Genomic DNA, 22,684 nt, shown 5'->3' with positions numbered 1-22,684 from the left:
ACAAGAAGCGCCGAAAGGGGTGAGAAACTCAATGAATGGAACTGATAGTTTGAAGCCGTTGGATACAGGGGCCTATTTCAAGGTTTTCATAATATCCATGCCATTGCCCGAGAGCCCCAAGAGCAATTACAGCGCTCACGCAGATGAGTGTAAAATTTTCTAATAATCGCTGACTTTTCCCCGCAATGCCTTAACCTGACCACGGCGCACCTTTGTGTTCAAACGCCGTTCTTTCGCCGCTCTGCCCGGTTTGGTTGGAATGCGTTTTTTGCGTCTTTTACTCACCTTGTCAATGAGCAGCCGCAGGCGCTGCAGCGCATCTTCACGGTTTTTTTCCCGGGTGCGAAAGCGCTGGGCTTTGATCACCACTATACCATCCGAATTGACTCTCTGGTCATTCAGCTGCAGCAGGCGCTCTTTAACTTCTTCCGGCAGAGAAGATGCGCGAATATCAAAGCGCAGATGAATTGCGCTGGATACTTTATTGACATTCTGTCCGCCGGCACCCTGGGCGCGCACTGCGCTAATCTCGATTTCCGCTGCCGATATTTCCAAGTTTTTAGAAGTATTAGCCATAGAACGTCCATTTCATCTTTGTCAAATGCCTATACAATGGTATCTGCGCAACATAACAACCTACAAAACCGCCCTCATCCCTGCAGTATTCGTGGATAGCGTATTATGAAAACCCGACAGAGTGGTCACACAGGTCATTTCAATCCCCCCGTATTCTACACGGCTACTGGAGCCCTGGCGCTACTGGTGGCCTACGCAACTATTTTCTCCAATGACGCCAGCGCACGTTTCAAAGCGCTACAGAGCGCCATAGTCACCAATATGAGCTGGTACTACGTGCTGGTGGTGGCAATCATTCTGATCAGTGTGGTTGTTATTGCGATTTCCCGCTTCGGAGAAATCAAGCTGGGACCGGAACACGCCGAGCCGGAGTATAGCTACGGCTCCTGGTTCGCAATGCTGTTTTCCGCCGGAATGGGCATAGGACTACTTTTCTTCGGTGTCGCCGAACCGGTCATGCACTACCTGAATCCTCCGGTAGGCGAAACTGGCACAGTGGAAGCCGCGCGCCAAGCGATGATACTGACCTTTTTCCACTGGGGGCTACACGCTTGGGCAATTTACGCCATAGTCGCATTGATTTTGGCTTATTTCAGTTACCGCCACAAACTGCCACTCACCCTGCGCTCGGCGCTCTACCCTATTATTGGAGAGCGCATTTACGGCCCTATTGGCGATGCAGTGGATGTCTTCGCCATTGTTAGCACCGTTTGCGGCGTAGCGACGACACTCGGCTACGGCGTGCTGCAAATCAACTCCGGACTGAACCATTTGTTTCATGTGCCCATAGGAGAAGGGGTTCAGGTAATTCTAATTATCGCCACCACAATCCTCGCCACTATCTCCGTGGCAACAGGCTTAGATAGCGGAATCAAGCGGCTTTCCCAGCTGAATATCGGACTTGCGGGGCTCCTCATGTTAATGGTGCTGCTACTCGGCAGCACTGTCTACCTGTTGCAGGCATTTGTGCAGAATATCGGCAGCTATTTGTCGGTGATGGTCAGCAAGACCTTTAATCTCTATGCCTATAACCCCACCGACTGGCTCGGCGGCTGGACCATCCTCTATTGGGGCTGGTGGATGTCCTGGTCGCCCTTCGTCGGCCTGTTCGTCGCGCGCATATCCCGCGGGCGCACTATCCGGGAATTTACCATCGGCGCCATGCTGATGCCCGCGGGAATGACCCTGCTGTGGATGACATTCTTCGGCAACTCCGCGATCGATATGATTCTGAACGAAGGAATGACGGCCCTCGGTGAAGCGGTCAGCAAAGATCAGTCCCTCGCGCTATTCCACTTCCTGGAACAATTTCAGCTACCGAGCCTTTTCTCTTATGTCGCTGTCATCATGGTAGTCATCTTTTTTGTAACGTCTGCGAACTCCGGCGCCCTGGTGGTCAATATGCTGGCTTCCCACGGCCGTGATGATACCCCCCTTTGGCAAAAAGTTTTCTGGTGCGCACTGATTGGCATAGTGGCCATTACCCTACTGCTAGTCGGTGGTTTAGCCTCTCTGCAAACAGCGGTGATCGCCAGTGCCTTGCCCTTCTCCGCCATATTGCTAATCGCCATCTACGGATTGGTTTCCGCCCTGCGTACCGATACTGCGAAACGGGATGCGCTGACCGCACCGGTAGCCCCGATCACCGCGCGCAATCCCGTCCCCTGGCAACGGAGATTGAGAAACCTTGTACACCTGCCGTCCCTAGATGAAGTAAAGGAATATATACGCGATGTGGGAGAGCCGGCACTGCGAGAGTTTGCCCAGGAGCTGGAGCAAAACGGTCTGGCCACCGAAGTGTCACGCGGTAAAAACAGCGATGTTTACCTGAAAGTTTTTCAGGGTGACGAGGTGGATTTCCTCTATGGCATACACCCCAAAGCACACCTGAAACCCAGTGCCTTGACGCCGGAACACATGGACTTGGAAGCGCAAAAGCTGGACGACACAACCGACGACGGCTCGGATGACAAATACTTTCGCACCGAGGTGCACCTGCATGAGGGCGGGCAGGATTACGATGTGATGGGTTGGACCAAGGACCAGTTGCTCACGGATATCCTGGCGCATTACGAACGGCACCTGCAGTTTTTGCACACGCTACGCTGACAAAGAACAGATCGTGAAAACGAACGCTGTTATGATCCCGCTGCAAACACAACGGCTGACCTTGCGCCAACTCACGCAAGAGGACGCCCCATTGATGCTGGCGGTGCTGAACGACCCCGATTTTCTGCGCAATGTGGGAGATCGCGGCGTGCGCACCGAAGCAGACGCGCGCCGCTATATCGCCGATGGAATCATGGCCATGTACCGGCGTCGCGGTTTTGGACTGTATAAGGTGGAACTCAAGGACGGCACGCCCCTCGGCGTCTGCGGCCTATTGAAGCGGGAGGGCCTGGGCGCCCCGGATATCGGCTTTGCCCTATTGCCCGAATACCGCCGACAGGGTTACACCCTGGAAGCGGCGCGCGCGGTGATGCGCTACGCCCGCGATGTTATCGGTCTGACACGTATTGTGGCCATTGCCCTGCCAAACAATACGCCCTCATTGCGCCTGCTGGAAAAACTGGGGCTCCGCCCGGAAGGCATCATCAGACTACCGGGGGAAGATGAAGATCTGCTACTGATGGTCTGGGAGAACCAAGAATAACCTGAGGGCCGCGCAACCTAAGGCACCGCCGATTAAGTCGCTTCGTGACGGTGAAGATTATTTAACGCCAGATAAGAAGCCCACCCCATTGCCCGAGTACTCCGAAGCCTCTGCAACTTCCGTGTGAAAGAACAAGGGCTCCCCAATAAAAAAGGGCGGGCACTCCCAAGCAAAGTGCCTCGCCCAAAAGGATGGAAATTTATCAATCAGCCATCAGTGCGCACTGGCTTCTCCAGCGCCTTTGGGGAAACGGATATCGGCAACCATTTCCTGCACGGCTTTGGGCGCTTCTGAGGTAAACCGGGCCACAACAATCGCCACTGCAAAGTTCAACAGCATTCCCAGGGTACCGATGCCTTCCGGCGATATACCGAACCACCAGTTTTCCGGCGTATTGGCAGCGGGGTTGATGAACTTAAAGTAAATAATATACGCGGCGGTAAAGGTAATACCGGAAATCATACCCGCAATGGCGCCCTCCTTGTTCATCTTTTTGCTGAAGATCCCGAGAATAATCGCCGGGAAGAACGAGGATGCCGCCAAGCCGAAGGCAAAAGCCACCACTTGAGCAACAAAGCCCGGCGGATTGATTCCCAGATAGCCCGCGATACAGATTGCCACCGCCGAGGCAATACGCGCATAGCGCAACTCCTGCTTGTCACTGATATTGGGCATCAGATTGCGCTTGAGCAAATCGTGTGAGATCGACGTCGAAATCACCAGCAGCAGTCCCGCGGAGGTAGACAGTGCCGCGGCGATGCCCCCTGCAGCCACCAGCGCGATTACCCATGCGGGCAGATCGGCGATTTCCGGGTTAGCGAGTACCATAATATCGCGGTCGATTTTCATCTCGTTGCGCGCATCCCCGGAATAGAACATCTTGCCGTCACCATTCTTGTCTTCCCAAGCAATCAGGCCAGTGCTCTCCCAGTTAGTAATCCAGCTCGGCGCCTCCTCGTAGGCAGTGCCCTGGGCATCCGGACCGTTGATGGTATCGATCATATTCACCCGAGCAAAGGTGGCGATGGCCGGCGCGGTGGTGTAAAGGAGGGCGATAAACAACAGTGCCCAGCCGGCGGACTTGCGCGCATCCCGAACCTTGGGCACGGTGAAGAAACGCACAATCACGTGTGGCAAGCCAGCGGTACCCACCATCAACGCGGCGGTAATAAAGAAGACGTCTATAGTACTCTTGGTCCCCGACGTATATTCTGCAAAACCCAATTCCGTAGACAGGCCATCCAACTTATCCAGCAAATAGGTGCCGGAACCATCGGACAATTCCGCTCCGAAGCCAATCTGCGGAATCACATGCCCGGTCATCATGATGGAAATAAAAATGGCCGGCACTAGATAGGCACAGATCAATACGCAGTACTGGGCCACCTGGGTATAGGTGATCCCCTTCATACCACCGAGCACCGCGTAAAAGAACACAATCGCCATACCGATAATCACACCGGTGGTGATATCCACTTCCAGGAAGCGTGAGAAGACCACGCCAACACCGCGCATTTGTCCCGCCACATAAGTGAAGCTCACAAACACCGCACAGATCACCGCCACTGTACGCGCAGTATTCGAGTAATAGCGGTCACCGATAAATGCCGGCACCGTAAACTTGCCGAATTTGCGCAGGTAGGGTGCCAGGCACAGCGCTAGCAGCACGTAGCCGCCGGTCCATCCCATAAGGTAGACGGCACCGTCATAGCCCATAAAGGAAATCAAGCCAGCCATGGAAATAAAGGATGCCGCGGACATCCAATCCGCCGCCGTGGCCATACCGTTGGCCACTGGGTTGACGCCGCCGCTGGCGACGTAAAAATCGTGCGTAGAACCGGCACGCGACCATATGGCAATACCGATATAGATCGCAAAGGTTGCACCGACGATCAGGAATGTGAGGGTTTGGATATCCATGGTCTGCTCCTACTGGCCGAACTCTTCTTCGAGTGCTTCTTCAAACTCATCCGGTTCTTCGTGGTCCTCGTGCACATTGTATTTTTTATCCAGCTTATTCATTTTGTGCACATAGACGGCTATTAACACCAGAAACACATAGATGGAGCCTTGCTGGGCGAACCAGAACCCTAGCTTGAAACCACCGAGGCGAATGCCGTTTAGTGCATCGGCGAATAGAATTCCACAGCCAAAAGAAACCGCGAACCAAATGGCCAACAGCGACAGCATTAGGCGCAGGTTTTCCTTCCAGTAGTCATCCGCGTGTTGTTCGCTTTCAAAACTCATCGCTTTTCTCCCGCATTTATTTCACTATTTACTTTTGTTTTATGCCCCATTTGGGAGCCGCCCGCGATTGCAATCAACACCCCGGCCGAGGCAATGGGTGGTCCATACCCTGCTACTCCAGAACAGAAAACGTCAGAAAACATATTTCACTGAAAACTGAAGTCTCTGCAGATCACCTTCATCGTCAACAAGCGAACCGCCGCTATTCTCAACTTCCTTGCTGGCAAAAATATATTCGCCACCCAGTGTCAATTTAGGCACTGGTGAATAGAGCAGATTCGCATGCAAACTACGATAGGCCGAGGGCGTGGTGTCGGAAACTGAGCCGGGGTTGTCGGCTTTGGAGGCGGAAAGCACCAGATTACTGCGCCACTGGTCGTTCCAAAAATGGCGCAGGGCGATAAAACCGCCGGTCTGATCGATCAATTCGATATCGCCGTCCGCTTCAATTATACCGGCGCGGTAACTATTAAGACCCATATAACGTCCCAGCGCGTTGCCGGAACTCAACATAAAGCGGATATCATCGCGGCCAAACTGATATTTGCCCGAAACACTGATGGCATGACCTCGCACCGATTCAGTATCAGTTCCATTATCGTAAGCCAGCTCCCGGCTCATGGAGGCCACCGAGTAGCTGAAATCTCCAGCGCTGTTGTTATAGCGCAGAACGATGTCCGGCGTACCGCCATCGTCATAGGGGTTTTCAGAGCCGTTGTAAAGTGTGGTGGAGGGGTTTTCCGCCGCCAGTTGAATCGACCCGGAGCCGATTTTTTGGGTGTAGCGCAGCTGCGGCTGGCGTTCGAAAATCGTGCCCACAGGACCTACAAAATCCAGCCCCTCCGGCAGCGCCCCCACATTAAAAAAGGTGGACCAGGTTTGTCCCGCAAGCAAAGACCGGGATGCATCTATCTGCCAATCCACATAGGCGTGGCGCAGGCGCTGTGCATAGGAATTACTGATGCGCTCATCGCCCTGGCTACTGGCCATGGCATCGATTTCCAAATGGGTATTGATCTGGCCACCGGCCACCGGAGTGTGGGTTTTAATAAAGAGCCGCGAGGATTTAGCGTGGGCGTCGAACTTGCCATCGCCGCCCTCGCCACCTACCGGTATAGTGGAGGGAACCAGAAAATCTTCGCCAATACCGGCCGTGGCAGAACTGCCGTCAGAATAATCGCTGAACATGGTGTCCAACTTCATAAACCCGCCGATCTCTATCTGCGTGCCGCTCTGTTGCTGAGGCGGTTCCGGGTTTTCCACCACTTGGTTCCGCCGTTGTTCCGCCTCTGCGGCGAGCTTGTCGATCTGTGCCTGCAGCTCCTCGATTCGTGTCTGCAGCTCCTCGACATTCGTCTGAGCGCTGGCTACCGCCGGTAACAGACTGATCATCATCGTTGAAAACAGGCCCGCGGTGCGGACGGATTTTATTTTTATCGTCGACATAAGCGCCTCCAGAGCACGGATTGTCGAATTACTGTTTTGTCGCTAGTGATAAAACTCCTTCTCGGTCAAATTGGGTATTAACCATTGGTCTAAATCCGGTGGAATCTCGACCAATGTCTAAGGAACTTCCACTTAAACCGCATGACGTTGTAGCCAATTCCGGTGCGCACAGACGGCAAACAGCCCGCCCCTCCAGGAGTTCGACTTATGTCTAATACGCCTGCCGCCAGCGGCCATGCAAAATGCCCGGCACCAGAACAAGATCATGAGGTGAGCCGTGTCCGAGGAATCTGTCTATCCCGTCCCCGCGTCTTACGCGGAAAAGTCTCTGCTGAACGAAGAGGCTTACTTCGAGCTGTACAACCGCTCCATTGAGGATAACGAGGCTTTCTGGCGCGAACAGGGCCAGCGCCTCGACTGGATGAAGCCCTATACCCAGGTCAAGGACGTCTCCTTCGCCAAAGAGGACTTACATATCCGCTGGTATGCGGATGGCACACTGAACGTATCCGCCAACTGCCTGGACCGCCACTTGGCCGAACGGGGAGACGAAACCGCCATTCTTTGGGTAGGTGACGAACCGGGTGTTTCCAAAGAAATCAGCTACCGGCAGCTGCACCGCGACGTCTGTCGTTTCGCCAACGGTCTCAAATCCCTGGGTGTCCAGAAAGGCGACGTGGTGACCATTTACCTGCCGATGATCCCTGAAGCGGCAGTAGCCATGCTGGCCTGCGCGCGCATCGGCGCCATCCATTCGGTGGTTTTCGCGGGCTTTTCCCCCGAATCCCTGGCCGGACGCATGGACGACGGCAAGTCCCGCGTCGTTATCACCGCCAACGCCGGCAAGCGCGGCGGCAGAACCGTGCCACTGAAGGAAAACGTCGACAAGGCCGTGGAGCTCTGCAGCGAAACTGCGGTGGAAAAGGTGGTGGTAATCAATTACACCGGCGACCAAACTATCTGGCACGACGGCCGGGACTGCGATTACGCGGAACTCGTCGACAAACAGAGCGAAGATTGTCCGGCGGAAGAAATGCAGGCAGAGGACCCGCTGTTTATCCTCTACACTTCCGGCTCCACCGGCAAACCCAAAGGGGTGTTGCACTCCAGCGGCGGTTACCTGACCTATACCTCACTGACTCACGAATATGTGTTCGACTACCGCAAGGGAGAGCGCTACTGGTGCGCGGCGGATATCGGCTGGGTAACTGGCCACTCCTATATCATCTACGGCCCGCTGGCCAATGGCGCCACTACAGTGATGTACGAGGGCGTCCCCAACTACCCCGATGTAACCCGGGTGGCGCAGATTATCGACGAACACCAAATCAATATTCTCTATATAGCGCCTACGGCAATCCGCGCGTTGATGGCCGCAGGTGACAAGCCTACAAGCGGCGCCAGCCTGGAAAGCCTGCGCCTGCTCGGCACTGTAGGAGAGCCGATCAATCCCGAGGCCTGGCGCTGGTATTACAACAGCTTCGGCCGCGGCCGCTGTCCTATTGTCGACACCTGGTGGCAGACAGAAACCGGTGGCGCCATGCTGACACCGCTGCCCGGCGCAACGCCGCTCAAACCCGGCTCCGCCACGCGGCCCTTCTTCGGCATACGCCCGGCACTGGTGGACAACGAAGGCAAAATTCTCGACGGCGCCACCGAAGGCAATTTGGTGATACTCGACAGCTGGCCGGGCCAAATGCGCACGGTATTCGGCGACCACCAACGGTTTATCGATACCTACTTCAGCACTTTCGAGGGAATGTACTTCAGTGGCGATGGGGCGCGCCGCGATGAAGACGGCTACTATTGGATCACCGGTCGCGTGGACGATGTACTCAACGTTTCCGGTCACCGCATGGGCACCGCTGAGCTGGAAAGTGCGCTGGTTGCGCACGAAGCGGTGGCCGAGGCGGCGGTGGTGGGCTATCCCCACGATATCAAGGGTCAGGGAATCTACGTTTACGTGACCCTAAATTGCGACCGCGAACCCAGCGAAGAAATGCGCCAGCAACTGCGCAATTGGTTGCGCAGCGAGATTGGCCCCATCGCCACACCGGATGTCATTCAGTGGGCCCCGGGCCTGCCGAAAACCCGCTCCGGCAAAATAATGCGGCGTATATTGCGCAAGATTGCCGCGGATGAGTGCGACCAGCTTGGCGATATCTCCACCCTGGCCGACCCGTCGGTAGTACAGCAGTTGATAGACGGGCGCGAGTCACTGGCACAGACCGCCTAGCCCGCACTACCCCTCCGCGAAATCGGCCGCTGGCCGCGATCCAGGAACTTTAGGTTCCGCTACTGGTCGCAGCCAGCGGCCGTGCCTACATGCGAAAAGCGCCGCCGGGATCATACTCGATAGTTATAAATTATAAGAAAGCGGCGGTTCCTGAGCGTACACTTTGCAGTCTTATACACAGCCTCCATTCTGCCAGGAGGATTTAATGATGATGAGGGAGCGATGAGTATGCACACCAATAACGACCATACTGTGCACAAATTCATTATCGCTGACGACCATCCGCTGTTCCGCAGTGCCCTGCGCCAGTCGATCCAGCGAACATTTCCCAACGCCTTGCTGTACGAGGCGCAGGACATGGAAAGCCTGCAGCGCTGTGTCAGTGAACACCGGGACTGTGACCTGTTATTGCTGGACCTGCATATGCCCGGCGCGCGGGGCTTCAGCGGGCTGATATTTCTCAACGGTCAGTATCCCGGCCTGCCGGTGATGGTTGTGTCCGCCAACGAGAAGCCGGAAGTAATGTGCCGCGCCGTCGATTACGGCGCCTGCGGCTTTCTGCCCAAATCAGCGCCGGTGGAAATGATCGACGAAGCCCTCTGCCAAGCCCTGGCGGGTGAAATCTGGCTGCCTGAAGGCATCGCCGACCAGTGCGCCGCGGCCTCCTCTGAACTGGCAGTGGCGGACGTGGTGGCTTCTCTGACGCCACAACAATTCCGCGTGGCCACCATGCTTTCCGAAGGGCTGCTGAACAAGCAGATCGCCTATGAAATGAATGTGACCGAGGCAACGGTCAAAGCCCACCTGACGGCCCTGTTCCGCAAGCTGGACGTCAGCTGCCGCACCCAGGCGGTACTGGCCCTCAACAGCCTGGATCTGGAGCCTCCGGGGCAATTCACGCCGCCCCCGAAGCAAACGCCAGTGCACGCCTGACGCAGTTGCAGCTAAAGATTGAGAGCCCCCTGCGGCAGAAGTAATGACTGGTCCGCTCCCTGGCGCTGCAGATATTTCAGCGCCAGATGAGAAGCTCAGCTATCGACCGCTTGTGGCTGGCGCCTGGCCAGGCGCCGCACCAGATTGCGCAGAGCCGCCGGTTTTACCGGCTTGGACAGATAGAAATAACCGCGGCTGACGGCGGCATCTCGCACTTGTTCGGAAATGTCCGCGCTGATCAATATCCCCGGCAGTGGCTGTCCCCAGTGTTCACTCAACCCCTCCAGCGCGCCTATACCCGTGGCATCGCAGTCCAGGTGGTAATCGACGATCACCAGCTGCGGCGGCTGGGTGCCGGGCCAGACGGACAGAGCCTCTTGCAGAGAGCGCGCCGCGCTCACTCGGCAACCCCAGCCGCTGAGCAGGCTCTGCATCCCGCGCAGAATGGAATCCTCATTGTCAATGCAGAGTACACGAATCCCGGATAGGTCGGCCCCCGCGATCCGCGGCTGCGGCGCCTTGGGCTTGTCCGCCAACGCAACGCCCAGAGGTACGCGAATCGAAAACACCGCACCCCGCCCCGGTGTCGACCGCACGCGGATGGGGTGCCGCAGTAAATCCGCGCTGCGCTTGGCGATGGCCAGTCCCAGGCCCAGCCCCTTGTCCGCGGGCCTGTCGGCGGAAGACAGGCGCACGAACTCCTCAAATATCTTCTCCTGGACTTCACACGCGATCCCGGGCCCTGTGTCCCACACTTGGATTTCCAGTTCGCGTCCGCGCCGGCGCGCTCCCAAGAGCACTTTTCCGCGTACGGTGTAACGCAGCGCATTGCTGAGGAAATTCTGCAGAATACGTCGCAACAGGTGTCTGTCGCTGTATACCCAGGCTGCAGAGCGCACGTAGCGCAACTGCAGCCCCCGGCTGGCGGCGATGGCCTGGCACTCAACCGTGAGAGCGTCGAGCAGCTCTCCCACCGCAAAGTGCTCATATTTAGGCGTCAGGTTGCCGGAATCCAGGCGGCTGATTTCGCGCAGGGCGCCTATCAACTGCTCGGCGGCACCGAGGGCGCTGTCGATATGACCGATATCCTCCAACATTTCACGCGAGACGCCAGTGCCAGCCTTCTGTTGTGCCGAGGCGATAAACAGGCGCGCGGCATTGATCGGTTGCAGCAAATCGTGGCTGGTATGGGCGAGAAAACGGGTCTTGGCCGCGTGCAGCTCGCGCATCTGCGCTTCCACCTCGGCGCGGCGTCGGTTCTCCGCCTGCAGCGCCTCATTACTGGCGCGCAGCTCCGCCGTGCGCTGCTCCACCCGCTCCTCGAGTGTGCGCCGGTTTTCTTCCAGCGCGTCTACTGCGGCGCGGTAATCGCTGATATCGGAGAAGGTGGTCACGAAGCCACCGCCGGGCATCGGCGTTCCGCGCACTTCAACGATGGTGCCGTTGGGCAGTCGGCGCTCAAAGCGGTGGGCACTGCCGTGGCGCAGCAACTGCAGGCGCCGCTCTATCTCCACTTCAATATCCACACCCTTGCCATAGAGCCCCCGCTCAGCATTGTGGCGGTACAGCTTTTCTACCGGGCAGCCGATATACAACAAGCGCGGCGGGTAGTCGAACAGCTCGATGTAGTGCTGATTCCAGGCCACCAAGCGCAAATCCGCATCCACAACACTAATGCCCTGACTAAGCGTTTCCACCGTTGTCTGCAGCAGCTCTTGGGAGAAGCGCAGTTTCTGCGACGTGCCATCCACCAAGCGGGCGATGTCTTCCAGCTGAAAAGGCCGGTTGGCGCGCAGCAGATCCATTACCTGGTGCGCAGTGGCCGAGCCCACAATGCCCGCGAGGATGCTCTCCGCCTCGGCCACCGCAAAACGCGGCACTGCGTCATCCGCCAACAGGCGCTGACCGCTGCGCTGCTCAAAACCGCTCCAAATCTGTTCCAAGCGCTCGAGGCCGACAAAAGGCTGCATCAGGCTTTTTAACTGCCCCACACCAATCGCTGTCAACTCCAGATCGGCGCCGCGATCCAGCTCACTCAGCTCGACAAAGGCCTGCGCCTGGCGGATATCTCGCTCCCGTGGACGGCACAACAGGGACACAGCCGCGAACAACAAGATGTTGATCAGCAGGCTCCAAAGAACGCCGTGACTGAGCGGGTCGAGCAGAGTAAGGCCGAAAAGCTGCTGCGGCCGCAGCCACTGTAACCCAAAGAGACCATCTGTCAGCAGCACGTGCTGCGGAAACACCGCCGGCAGCACCAGGCAGTAGAACCAGAGGCCGTAACCCGCCACCAGCCCGGCCAACACCCCTAAACGGTGGGCCCGACGCCAGTAAAGGGCGCCGATCAGCGCCGGGGCCAGCTGTGCGGCGGCGGCAAAACTCAGTAAACCGATGGAAGCCAGCGGCGCCACACCGGTAATCGCCCGGTGCATGCCCCAACTCATCAACAGCAGTACCAGAATGCTGAGGCGGCGAATCAGGCGCAGATGGTTGCCCAGCGCCGCCGCGGACAGGGAGGTAAAGCGGCTGAGGAACAGCCACAGTGGCGCCACCAGTTCATTGGAAATCATCACCGCCAGGGTAACCGCAGCAACGATGACCATACCGGTGGCCGCGGAAAAGCCGCCGATGTAGGCCAAGAGAGTCAGGGCATTACTGCCGCTGGTGAACGGCAGTGTCAGCACCAGACTGTCCGGCTCCAGCAGTCCCTCCGCCAGCAGCGGTCGCCCGGCGAGGGCGATCGGCAAAATTAACAGGGAAAAAAGTCCCAGATAGAGCGGCAACAGCCAACGTGCGGTGCGCAAATCGCGGCTGTCCTGAAACTCCACCACCGCCATGTGGAATTGGCGTGGCAGACAAATAATGGCTGTGGTGGCAAGAAACGTCTGTATCAGGAAATTGGCATCCGGCACCAGCGGGTCCAGGCGCAGGTCCACCGCAGTGTAGCGCTCATGGCCCAACAGTAACCACAGGGCCAGCCCGGCCACAGCGGAAAAGGAAAACAGCTTGACTACCGACTCCAGTGCTATGGCAGCCACCACACCGCGGTTGCGCTCGCGCCCCTCCAGATGGCGGGTGCCGAAAAGCATCGCGAACACACCCATCATCAGCGCCGTGGCAAATGCGGAATCCAGACCACCGGGGGCACCGGCTGCCGGTCCCTCGCCAATGGCATCCCAGGCCATGGTCAAGGCGCGCAGCTGCAGGGCGATATAGGGCAGGCTGCCGACGATGGCCAGCAGGGTCACCAGGGCCGACAAGCCCTGGCTTTTACCATAGCGGGAGCCGATAAAGTCGGCGATGGAGGTGACTTTCTGCCGCTCACTGACCAGCATCAGCTTGCGCAGGAAGGCGCCGCCAAACAGGAACAGCAGCATCGGCCCCAGGTAGATGGGCAGATAGCTCCAGGTGCTGTTGACCGCCTGCCCCACAGCGCCGAAAAAGGTCCAGGAGCTGCAGTAGACAGCCAGTGTCAGCGCATAGATTACCGGGCGGTAGCGGGGCAACCACTGCTTGCGCCGCTCGGCCCGCCAGGCCACCAAAAACAGCAGCGCCACGTACAAGAGGGCAAAAACGAGCAAAAAGGGCTTGCCGATCATTTTTTACTCCGCGCTGGCGTCGGTTCCCTTTATACCCGACAGACGCCCTCCCGCGCTATTCGCTATTCGTCGGCTCCACATTGACAAGGCCCAAAGCTGAGCTAGGCTCCAACGTAAAAACATCCCCACCTGCCGAGAGAACGCCACCATGATCATCGCCACAGATATGCCCGAAGTTACCCAGTGCGTCGTCTCCCAATGCGCCTTCAACGCCAATTCCTCCTGCCACGCCAAGGCGATTACTATTGGCACCGGCACGGAACCAGACTGCGACACCTACTTCGGCAACCACAAGCACACGCAAAGCCAGCGCACTGCCGGTGTCGGCGCCTGCAAAATGACCGACTGCAAACACAACGACGACTTCGAGTGTGCCGCGGACAGCATCCAGGTGGGTGACAACGGCGACGGGATCAATTGCCTAACCTACACCCACTAGCAAAGCGTTGAAATATTTTTCAACAGCCTACCTGCCAGCGCGCCCCCACACCCCGACAAGTTGTCGGGGTGGCGACACACTCTTCTCCTTCTTTCGGCTCCGCAATCGCAATTTTGTTGCGTGTAACCCAGCCAATCCGCCCCGGCGTTCCCTTCACTGAAGAACTAGCCTTATTGAAAAACGGGTTGCCAATAATCCCCCTCTTACGCCGGCTTAAACGACGATTCCGAGGAGAATCCAACAGATGAGCGCCAAAACCAGGATTGAAACCCCCTTTGACCGATACAACCACGATATCCCCGCAGATCATATTCCCGAAAACGGTGTAGAGCCCCGAACAGCACTGGAAATGGTCAATGCAGAGTCCTGGACAGATGCACAGCCGGCGATGAACCTCTCTTCCTTTGTCACCACCTTCACCGAACCGGAATCCCAGGAAGTCGTTCATCATAACTATTTGAAGAATTACGTTGACCACGACATGTACCCGCGGATCTTCGCCATCGAGCAGCGCATGGTGCGCTGGCTGCACAAGCTGTGGAATGGCCCCGCGGATGCAACCCCTTACGGCACCGCCACCATCGGATCATCCGAAGCCTGTATGCTCGCCGGCTTAGCGCATAAGTGGAACTGGCGCAAAGCGCGGGAAAAAGTCGGCAAGGATACGAGCAAACCGAACCTGGTCACTGGCGGTAACGTGCAAATCGTGTGGAAGAAATTTATGCGCTACTTCGATGTGGAACCGCGCATAGTGCCGCTCAAGGTGGGCGACTACCGGCTGACCGCTGAGCGATTAGAAGAGTTTGTGGACGAAAACACCATCGCCGTAGTCGCCATCGCTGGGCAGACCTTCACTGGAGAAGACGATGACTTCGAAGGCATCCACCAGTGGCTGGACGACTACGAGAAAAAGACGGGGCACTCCATCCCCCTGCATATCGACGCAGCTTCTGGCGGTTTTATCAACCCGTTCCTGTACCCGGATTACAAATGGGACTTTCGTCTACCGCGAGTGCAGTCCATCAACGCCTCCGGACACAAGTACGGATTGGTACCTCCGGGACTGGGCTGGGTAATATTCCGCAATGACAAGGTATTCCACGAAGATCTGATCTTCTACGTCAATTACCTGGGCGGAGAGATGCCCACATCCACACTGAACTTCAGCCGCAACGCCGCGCCTGTGGCCTACCAATACTACGCTTTTCTGCGCCTGGGTTTTTCCGGCTACAGAGACATCATGCAACGCACTTTGGAAAACGCCAACTGGCTGCGGGAAAAACTGTTGGCAAGTGGCTATTTCGAGATTATGAATAAAACCCAGCGCATTCCAGTGGTGGCATTAACCCTGAAACAGGGACTCAACTTCAACGAATACGATGTCTCCGCCAAAGTGCGCGAACGCGGCTGGGTGCTCTCCGCCTACGCCATGCCGCCGGATGCAGAGTCCGTCAACAGCTTACGGATAGTGGTGCGGCCGCACCTAAACAGAGACACCATGCACCTCCTCGCCGAAGACATCATCAGCGCCTGCCAGTGGCTGCAGAAACACGGCGGCAATGAGACGCCACCAAAACTGCACGATCACACTAAAGTTTCGCCGAGCAAGTGCTGAACCACTGATTTATTCACGCGGGCGCTGCAGTGGATTTCTGAGCGCCCCGCTCTGCAACCCGGCAAAGGGGAAGACCCCCGCACGGAGCTTTCAGTTGGGCAGCTCTGATATTCCCATATTGAACAGAGTAAAGCTGAAGATATCCGCATACTGTTCAATGGTCTTTGATACCGGCGTACCAGCACCGTGCCCGGCTTTGGTCTCGATGCGGATCAGGGTCGGCGCCGCCCCCGCCTGCTTGGATTGCAATTCCGCGGCAAATTTGAAGGAATGCGCCGGCACCACCCGGTCGTCGTGATCCGCTGTGGTCACCAGAGTGGCCGGATATTCCACACCGGCGCGCACATTGTGCACCGGTGAATAGCCCATCAGGTATTTGAACATTTCCTCGCTCTCTTCCGCGGTGCCGTAGTCATAGGCCCAACCGGCACCGGCAGTGAAGGTGTGATAGCGCAGCATGTCCATCACACCCACCGCGGGCAGCGCCACCTTTACAAGATCCGGGCGCTGGGTCATCACCGCTCCCACCAGCAGGCCGCCGTTGGAGCCGCCGCGTATGGCCAGGTAATCACGCGAGGTGTATTTGTTTTCAATTAGGTATTCTGCCGCAGCGATAAAATCGTCAAACACATTCTGTTTCTGCAGCTTGGTACCGGCATCGTGCCAACGCTTGCCGTATTCACCGCCACCGCGCAGGTTTGGTACCGCGTAGACGCCACCCAACTCCAGCCACACGGCGTTGGCAATACTAAAACTCGGCGTCAGGCTGATATTAAAACCGCCGTAGCCATACAGGATGGTGGGGTTTTTACCATTCAGCTCCAGGCCTTTTTTATAGGTGATTGTCATCGGGACACGTGTGCCGTCCTTGGAGGTATAAAACACCTGCTTGGACTCATAGGCGCTGCTGTCGAAATCCGCCCCGGACTCGCGGTAAATCTCCGATTTTCCTTCGACAACATCGAAAGAGAAGATGGTTCCCGGCGTCTTGTAGTTGGTGAAGGTGTAGTAGAGCACCTCATCCTCTTTTTTGCCGCTGAGAGAGCTGGCAGTGCCCGGCCCAGGCAGTTCAATTTCGCGGATACGCTCGCCGTTAAAATCGTACTGATACATCCTGGACAGCGCGTCGACCATATAGCGGGCAAAAATATAACCGCCACCGGTGGAGGCACTGAGCACATGCTCTGTTTCCGGAATCAGATCTTCCCAGTTAGCCGGTACTGGGTCGGCGGCATCCACGGTGACAATCTTCTTGTTGGGCGCGTCCAGGTTGGTGACCAGGTACAGTTTGCTGCCGACATTGTCCAGTACATAGGTGTCGGAGTCGAAGTGATCCAGCACCGTAACCAGCGGCGCGTCCGGCTGGCTCAGGTCGCGGATATACAAATCATTGCCGGAGGTAGAGTTGGAACCGGAGATCACCAGGAAGCGGTCATCCTCAGTCACATAGCCGGAGACATAGCGGCGTTTTTGACCTGGCTCGCCGCCGAATACCAGTTGATCCTCGGATTGCGGCTGGCCCAGCTTGTGGAAGTAGAGTTTGTGCTGATCCGTTTTCGCAGAGAGCTCGCTGCCCTCGGGCTTGTCGTAGCTGGAATAGAAGAAGCCCTCGTTACCCTTCCAGGAAATACCCGAGAATTTGACATCGACCAGGGGCGCTTCAAGTATTTCCTTGGTTTCAGCATCCATCACGATAATCTTGCGCCAGTCACTACCACCTTCGGAAATAGAGTAGGCGGCAATGCTGCCATCCTTGGAGAAGCTCAGTCCCGCCAGTGAGGTTGTACCATCTTCACTGAACTGGTTTGGATCGAGGAATATCTCCGGCTCGCCATCGCCCTTCCGGCGCCACACCACATACTGGTTCTGCAAACCGTCGTTGCGATAGAAATAGGTGTAGTCCCCCTCCTTGAACGGAGAACCGACCTTCTCGTAATTCCAGACCTGTTCAAGGCGCGCCTTGAGTTTGTCTCGGTAGGGAATCCGCTCGAGATATCCAAAAGTAACTGCATTCTGCGCCTCGACCCAGGCCTGGGTTTCCTCACTGCGGTCATCCTCCAACCAGCGATACGGATCCGGGACCGGCGTACCGAAATAGGTATCCACGACTTCCACTTTGCGGGTTTGCGGATACACGATATCGGCTTCAATTACCGAAGACTTCATATTTGAGTGCTCAGCATCAGAAACATCAGGGGATTCTCCAGAGCAGGCCACCAGGACACCTGCCAACGCCAGAAGTTGTGCTTTTTTCATCTGTTATTTTTTTCCTTTTTGCGTTTGATAAAACGTGTGTATCACCGGATCAAAGATCAAGCGGGCTGGAAAACCCGAGTATAAAAGCTGCGCCCCTTCCGATAAATTACCAAAGTCCCGGAGAGGCTCTGATAAATTCGCTTCCTGACGGTAAAGATACTTCGCACTTAGAAGAGAAGCTCAGATGGAGGGGGGAACATTTTTTGAAACCGCCAGATTCAGAGACGGAAGCTACAGGGAAGTACTTGCGCGTTTGCGAAACGAGCGTTTCATTGTCTAAGCGCCCGACAAGTACTGCATATTCAGGATGGGGACTACATCCTGGAAGCCGCTGATACTTTCGGGCGCTTTAGCTGGAGCTGGCTCAAGGGGAGAGACTTGCGTTCCGCTTGCGCGCGCAGAGCCTTTCCCCCCTGAGAGCGACCCCAACAGCTGCCGCTTTAACCAACCTTTTCCCCATGCGCCTGCTTGTCGGCGTGGTAGGAAGAGCGCACCAGCGGGCCGCAGGCGGCGTGCTTGAAACCGATCTGTTCGGCGTAGCGGCGGTATTCTTCGAACTCGTCGGGATGCACGTAGCGCTTGACTGGCAAGTGCTCCTTGCTCGGCTGCAGGTACTGACCGATAGTGAGCATGTCGATATCGTGTGCACGCATGTCTTCCATTACCTGGAAGATTTCTTCCTTTTCCTCACCCAGACCCACCATCAGGCCGGACTTGGTCAGCACATCCGGGCGGCGTTTCTTGTACTCCTGCAGCAGCTTCAAGGACCACTTGTAGTTGGCACCGGGACGGGACTCGCGGTACAAGCGCGGCACGGTTTCCAGGTTGTGGTTGAAGACATCCGGGGCTTCTTTTTCCAGGATATCCAGCGCGACTTCCATGCGGCCGCGGAAATCCGGTGTGAGAATTTCCACCTGCAGGTTGGGCGAGTGTTCGCGAGCGATGCGAATACAATCGGCGAAGTGCTGGGCGCCGCCATCGCGCAGATCATCGCGGTCCACGGAGGTGATCACCACATAGCGCAGTCCCATGGCGGCGATGGCTTCCGCCAGGTGCTTGGGCTCTTCCGGATCCAGCGGCAACGGCTTGCCGTGGCCCACGTCGCAGAAGGGGCAGCGGCGGGTACAGATTTCCCCCATGATCATAAAAGTGGCGGTGCCACCACTGAAACATTCACCCAGGTTGGGGCAGCTGGCTTCTTCACAGACAGTGGCCAATTTCTGCGAGCGCAGAATACTCTTTATGCGGTCCACCTCCTTGGAGGCGGGAACTCTGACGCGAATCCAGTCCGGCTTGCGCAGCATCTGATCACTGGCGATGACTTTGACGGGGATGCGCTCCACCTTGTCGCCATCGCGCAGTTTCTCGCCGGCCTGCAGGCGGCGGGTGCGTTTTACCGGTATCAGATCGGGCTGGGCCGGTTTGGAATTATCAGCCATTGGTCGTTTCCTGATTTTCTGTTGCCTGCACTGAGGCGCTCAAGTGTGCAAAGGTATCCTCGTCCAACGGCTGCCAGTCCGCCGGCGGCAGCGACAGGATGGACAACAGCTCGCCGACAAAAATCTCCGCTACCTGTTGCCATTCCGGCACCGGCTGCACCAGCTCCGCCATCTGCACCATCTGCATGCCGGCGTAGCCACAGGGGTTAATGCGCAGGAAAGGCGCCAGGTCCATATCGATATTGATGGCGATACCGTGGAAGCTGCAGCCACGTCGCACACGCAAACCGATAGAGGCGATTTTGTTGCCGGTGCGCGGCCCTTCGCTCAGGTAAACACCAGGGGCGTCGGCGCGGGGCGCGGCGGCGATACCGAAACCTTTCAGCATCGCGACGGTGGCGGTTTCCAGTGCGGTAACCAGCTCGCGCACGCCGATTTTCGCGCGGCGCAGGTCCAGCAGTGGATAGACCACCAGCTGTCCGGGACCGTGGTAGGTTACCTGTCCGCCCCGGTCCACCTGCACCACCGGAATATCACCGGTATTCAGGAGGTGCTCTGCCTTGCCAGCCTGCCCCTGGGTAAACACCGGTTCGTGCTCCACGCACCAGATCTCGTCCGCGCTCTCTTGGTTGCGGATATCGGTATAGTGGGACATGGCCCGCCAGACGGACTCGTAGGGGCGGCAGCCCAGATTGCGAACAATTGTCATCAAAGCACCATATGTATGGACGGATGCGCTTTGAGTTCCTCAAACAGTGCTTGCAACTGCGGTTTACCGGTGGCGAGGATATAGAAAGTCATGGAAGTGAAATTACCGCTTTTGCTCTCGCGCAGGGTAACCCGTTCCTCGTCAAAACCGGGCGCGTGCCGGCGCATCACTTCGAGAACGAACTCGTGCACTTGGTCGTCCGCCTCGCGGACCACCTTGATCATGTAGTCTTCGCAGGGAAATTCGATTTTCGGGGGCTGTGGTTCTCGATTCATACCGCTCTCCGGGGCCGCGCGGCAGACTGAGTGAAACCGGGAACGCGGCCGGGCAGCGATTATACAGTGGTGTGCCCGCAGTGGACAGGGAGCCGGAGGGATAACGGCCACACGCGTTGGCGGTATGGCGCGAGCCCCTCTCCCGCAAGCGGGAGAGGGGGAGTGCAGAAAATCAACCAAAGAGGCCCATCACAAAGCGCTTGATGGCGTCCCAGAGACGTTTGAAGAAACCGGCCTGCTCCACTTCCTCGGCAGCCACAGCTTTGACATCGGCGACAGTCTCGCCATCCAGGGTCACGACCACCTTACCCAGCGGCTGTCCCTTGGTCAGCGGCGCTTCCAGTTCACCATCGATAATCAGGTCGGCTTTGATGTCTTCCTCGCCACCGCGGGGAATGGTGACAAACACATCCTCCTCGACCGAAATGCCTACCTGCGATTCCTTACCGCCCCAGACGCGTTCGGTCTGCAGCACCTCATCCTTGCTGTAGACCTTGTGGGTCTGGAAGTAGCGGAAACCGTACGCGAGCAGTTTTTGTGTCTCCGAGGCGCGCTTCTCGTCACTATCTGTCCCCAAAACCACCGCGATCAGGCGCATCCCCCGTTTCACCGCCGAGGCAACAAGGCAGTAGCCGGCTTCTTCGGTGTGCCCTGTCTTAATGCCGTCCACTGCCGGATCGCGCCACAGCAGGCGGTTGCGGTTGGGCTGGTTGATACCGGCGTAGCTGAAGTATTTCTCCGAGTATATTTTGTAGTGCGCCGGGTGATCCGCAACCAGTGCCCGGGCCAGTATGCCCAGGTCGCGGGCGGTGGTCAGGTGACCTTCCGCCGGCCAGCCGGTGGCGTTGACGAAATGCGTATCTTTCATGCCCAGCAACTCTGCCTGCTGATTCATGACTTCCGCAAAGACTTCCTCGCTGCCAGAGACATGCTCCGCCAGGGCGATACTGGCATCGTTGCCGGACTGGACGATAACACCCCGCAGCAGGTCTATGACCGGCACACGGTCACCCACCTTGACGAACATTTTCGAACCGCCCTTGCGCCAAGCCTTCTCGGAAATGCGCACCATATCCTCTTCCTTGATGGTGCCCTTCTCAATCTCGTCGGAGACGATATAGGCGGTCATCATCTTGGTAAGGCTCGCCGGCGGCACCTGTTTGTCGGCATTGTGTTCCACCAGGACCTGGCCCGTATGAGCGTCGAGCAACAGGTAAGCCTCTGCGGCCAGCTGCGGCGGTGCCGGGATCAACGACTGGGCATGGGCCAGACCGACACAGAACAGCAGGAAAGTGCAGGCAAAAAGGCGGTTCATCATGGATAAGCGTTTCATTATTCCTCTGTAATTCCCAAGGTTCTTTTAGTCATAAACAACTTGCGGCTGCCCCAGCCGGTTTTGTTCCACTGTCTCGCGTGCGGCCACCAGAGCGCGCTGCTGCGCGATGGGCCCTATGCGCACCCGATAAAGCTTCCTCCCGCCCCGATCCACGGGAGTGACCGATACAGGATAGTCAATCAAGGCGGCCAACTGAGCGCGCACATCGTCGGCCTTTTGCGCACTTCCGTAAGCCCCCACCTGCAAATAGGTATTGGGCGGCAATTTAAAGCTGGCGTCCTGGGCGAGGGCCGCGCGCGCCGCCACATCGCGTTCCACTGCCAGGGTGTCACCCGCCGGCGGCAGCGAATCCGGGTCCAGCGCCTCCACTTCCACCCGCGCCACGCCCTTTTCGATAAAACCGAGTTTTTGCGCGGCGGTGTAGCTCAGGTCGATGATGCGCCCGGGCACAAAGGGGCCCCGGTCGTTGACCCGCACAATCACACTGCGGCCGTTTTCCAGATTGGTAACCTTGGCGTAGCTGGGCAACGGCAACGTCTTGTGCGCGGCAGACATTGCGTACATATTGTAGACCTCACCATTGGCGGTGCGGCGGCCGTGAAATTTGGTACCGTACCAAGAGGCGTGTCCGCGTTCCCTGTAGCCTTTGACCTCGCTGCGTACCCTGTAGGTGACTCCGTTGACCGTGTATGGGGACTTGTTGCCAGCTTCGCCGATAGGTTCACGCACCGGCGTCGGTTCGGGCGCCGCCAGCATATCCACCGGCACCGGCGGGCCGCTGTCAGCCACAGGATCTGTGTCAGGTTGGCGGGGCTGGTTGCTGCAGGCCGCCAGCACGAGGATTGCCAATGCCGCCCCCAGGCGCACTTGATATCGATACATAATTCCCCCCGGTCGCGGCACGAAGCTGCCGCCCCCAAGCCAT

General features: G+C 57.4%; 17 protein-coding genes. 6 read left to right on the top strand and 11 right to left on the bottom strand.

What is annotated here, in order from left to right:
• Positions 1–159 precede the first annotated feature (159 nt).
• Complete coding sequence (gene arfB / locus A3224_RS04375; protein WP_067151988.1) at positions 160–576, bottom strand: alternative ribosome rescue aminoacyl-tRNA hydrolase ArfB; 417 nt, start codon at positions 574–576, stop codon at positions 160–162.
• Positions 577–681: 105 nt separating this feature from the next.
• Here arfB and A3224_RS04370 point away from each other — a divergent pair, with 105 nt between their 5' ends.
• Positions 682–2,685 (top strand): BCCT family transporter, encoded by a 2,004-nt coding sequence (locus tag A3224_RS04370; protein ID WP_067151986.1) that lies wholly within the window; start codon positions 682–684, stop codon positions 2,683–2,685.
• Between the two features lie 13 nt (positions 2,686–2,698).
• Positions 2,699–3,229 (top strand): GNAT family N-acetyltransferase, encoded by a 531-nt coding sequence (locus tag A3224_RS04365; protein ID WP_231902456.1) that lies wholly within the window; start codon positions 2,699–2,701, stop codon positions 3,227–3,229.
• Between the two features lie 213 nt (positions 3,230–3,442).
• Here A3224_RS04365 and A3224_RS04360 read toward each other — a convergent pair whose 3' ends face one another.
• From A3224_RS04360 to A3224_RS04350, 3 genes are all read right to left on the bottom strand, one after another.
• Positions 3,443–5,149, bottom strand: coding sequence for a sodium:solute symporter family protein (locus A3224_RS04360; protein ID WP_067151982.1), 1,707 nt, complete (start codon positions 5,147–5,149; stop codon positions 3,443–3,445).
• Between the two features lie 9 nt (positions 5,150–5,158).
• Entirely contained in the window at positions 5,159–5,476 is a 318-nt protein-coding gene (locus A3224_RS04355) for a DUF4212 domain-containing protein (RefSeq protein ID WP_067151980.1), read from the bottom strand.
• A gap of 132 nt (positions 5,477–5,608) precedes the next feature.
• On the bottom strand, positions 5,609–6,922 hold the full coding sequence (locus tag A3224_RS04350) for a DcaP family trimeric outer membrane transporter (RefSeq protein ID WP_197463047.1): 1,314 nt from the start codon (positions 6,920–6,922) through the stop codon (positions 5,609–5,611).
• A 277-nt stretch (positions 6,923–7,199) separates the two neighbouring features.
• Between A3224_RS04350 and acs the strand changes: the two genes are divergently transcribed.
• Both acs and A3224_RS04340 read left to right on the top strand, forming a co-directional pair.
• Positions 7,200–9,158 (top strand): acetate--CoA ligase, encoded by a 1,959-nt coding sequence (gene acs / locus A3224_RS04345; protein ID WP_067151979.1) that lies wholly within the window; start codon positions 7,200–7,202, stop codon positions 9,156–9,158.
• 228 nt (positions 9,159–9,386) lie between these two features.
• Positions 9,387–10,091, top strand: coding sequence for a response regulator (locus tag A3224_RS04340; protein WP_067157432.1), 705 nt, complete (start codon positions 9,387–9,389; stop codon positions 10,089–10,091).
• A 95-nt stretch (positions 10,092–10,186) separates the two neighbouring features.
• Here A3224_RS04340 and A3224_RS04335 read toward each other — a convergent pair whose 3' ends face one another.
• Positions 10,187–13,690: a PAS domain-containing hybrid sensor histidine kinase/response regulator gene (locus A3224_RS04335; RefSeq protein WP_067151976.1), complete on the bottom strand. Its 3,504-nt coding sequence runs from the start codon at positions 13,688–13,690 to the stop codon at positions 10,187–10,189.
• Positions 13,691–13,838: 148 nt separating this feature from the next.
• Here A3224_RS04335 and A3224_RS04330 point away from each other — a divergent pair, with 148 nt between their 5' ends.
• Positions 13,839–14,129, top strand: a complete 291-nt coding sequence (locus tag A3224_RS04330) for a DUF1540 domain-containing protein (protein WP_175487723.1) — start codon at positions 13,839–13,841, stop codon at positions 14,127–14,129.
• 244 nt (positions 14,130–14,373) lie between these two features.
• Entirely contained in the window at positions 14,374–15,744 is a 1,371-nt protein-coding gene (locus tag A3224_RS04325) for a glutamate decarboxylase (RefSeq protein WP_067151973.1), read from the top strand.
• Positions 15,745–15,834: 90 nt separating this feature from the next.
• Here the strand turns inward: A3224_RS04325 and A3224_RS04320 are convergent, their stop codons facing one another.
• The 6 genes from A3224_RS04320 to A3224_RS04295 form a co-directional block, all read right to left on the bottom strand.
• Entirely contained in the window at positions 15,835–18,000 is a 2,166-nt protein-coding gene (locus A3224_RS04320) for a prolyl oligopeptidase family serine peptidase (protein WP_067151970.1), read from the bottom strand.
• Between the two features lie 440 nt (positions 18,001–18,440).
• On the bottom strand, positions 18,441–19,439 hold the full coding sequence (lipA, locus tag A3224_RS04315) for a lipoyl synthase (RefSeq protein ID WP_067151967.1): 999 nt from the start codon (positions 19,437–19,439) through the stop codon (positions 18,441–18,443).
• Positions 19,432–20,148: a lipoyl(octanoyl) transferase LipB gene (gene lipB / locus A3224_RS04310; RefSeq protein WP_067157426.1), complete on the bottom strand. Its 717-nt coding sequence runs from the start codon at positions 20,146–20,148 to the stop codon at positions 19,432–19,434. Before lipB ends, lipA begins: the two co-directional genes overlap by 8 nt.
• Positions 20,148–20,423, bottom strand: a complete 276-nt coding sequence (locus A3224_RS04305) for an HP0495 family protein (RefSeq protein WP_067151963.1) — start codon at positions 20,421–20,423, stop codon at positions 20,148–20,150. Before A3224_RS04305 ends, lipB begins: the two co-directional genes overlap by 1 nt.
• Positions 20,424–20,595: 172 nt before the next feature.
• On the bottom strand, positions 20,596–21,741 hold the full coding sequence (locus A3224_RS04300) for a D-alanyl-D-alanine carboxypeptidase family protein (protein ID WP_067151960.1): 1,146 nt from the start codon (positions 21,739–21,741) through the stop codon (positions 20,596–20,598).
• Between the two features lie 42 nt (positions 21,742–21,783).
• Positions 21,784–22,641, bottom strand: coding sequence for a septal ring lytic transglycosylase RlpA family protein (locus A3224_RS04295; RefSeq protein WP_067151957.1), 858 nt, complete (start codon positions 22,639–22,641; stop codon positions 21,784–21,786).
• Positions 22,642–22,684 lie beyond the last annotated feature (43 nt).

Origin of the sequence: Microbulbifer thermotolerans (assembly GCF_001617625.1) — a bacterium.
GTDB classification, from domain to species: Bacteria; Pseudomonadota; Gammaproteobacteria; order Pseudomonadales; family Cellvibrionaceae; genus Microbulbifer; species Microbulbifer thermotolerans.
This window is presented reverse-complemented; position numbering and strand designations above follow the sequence as displayed.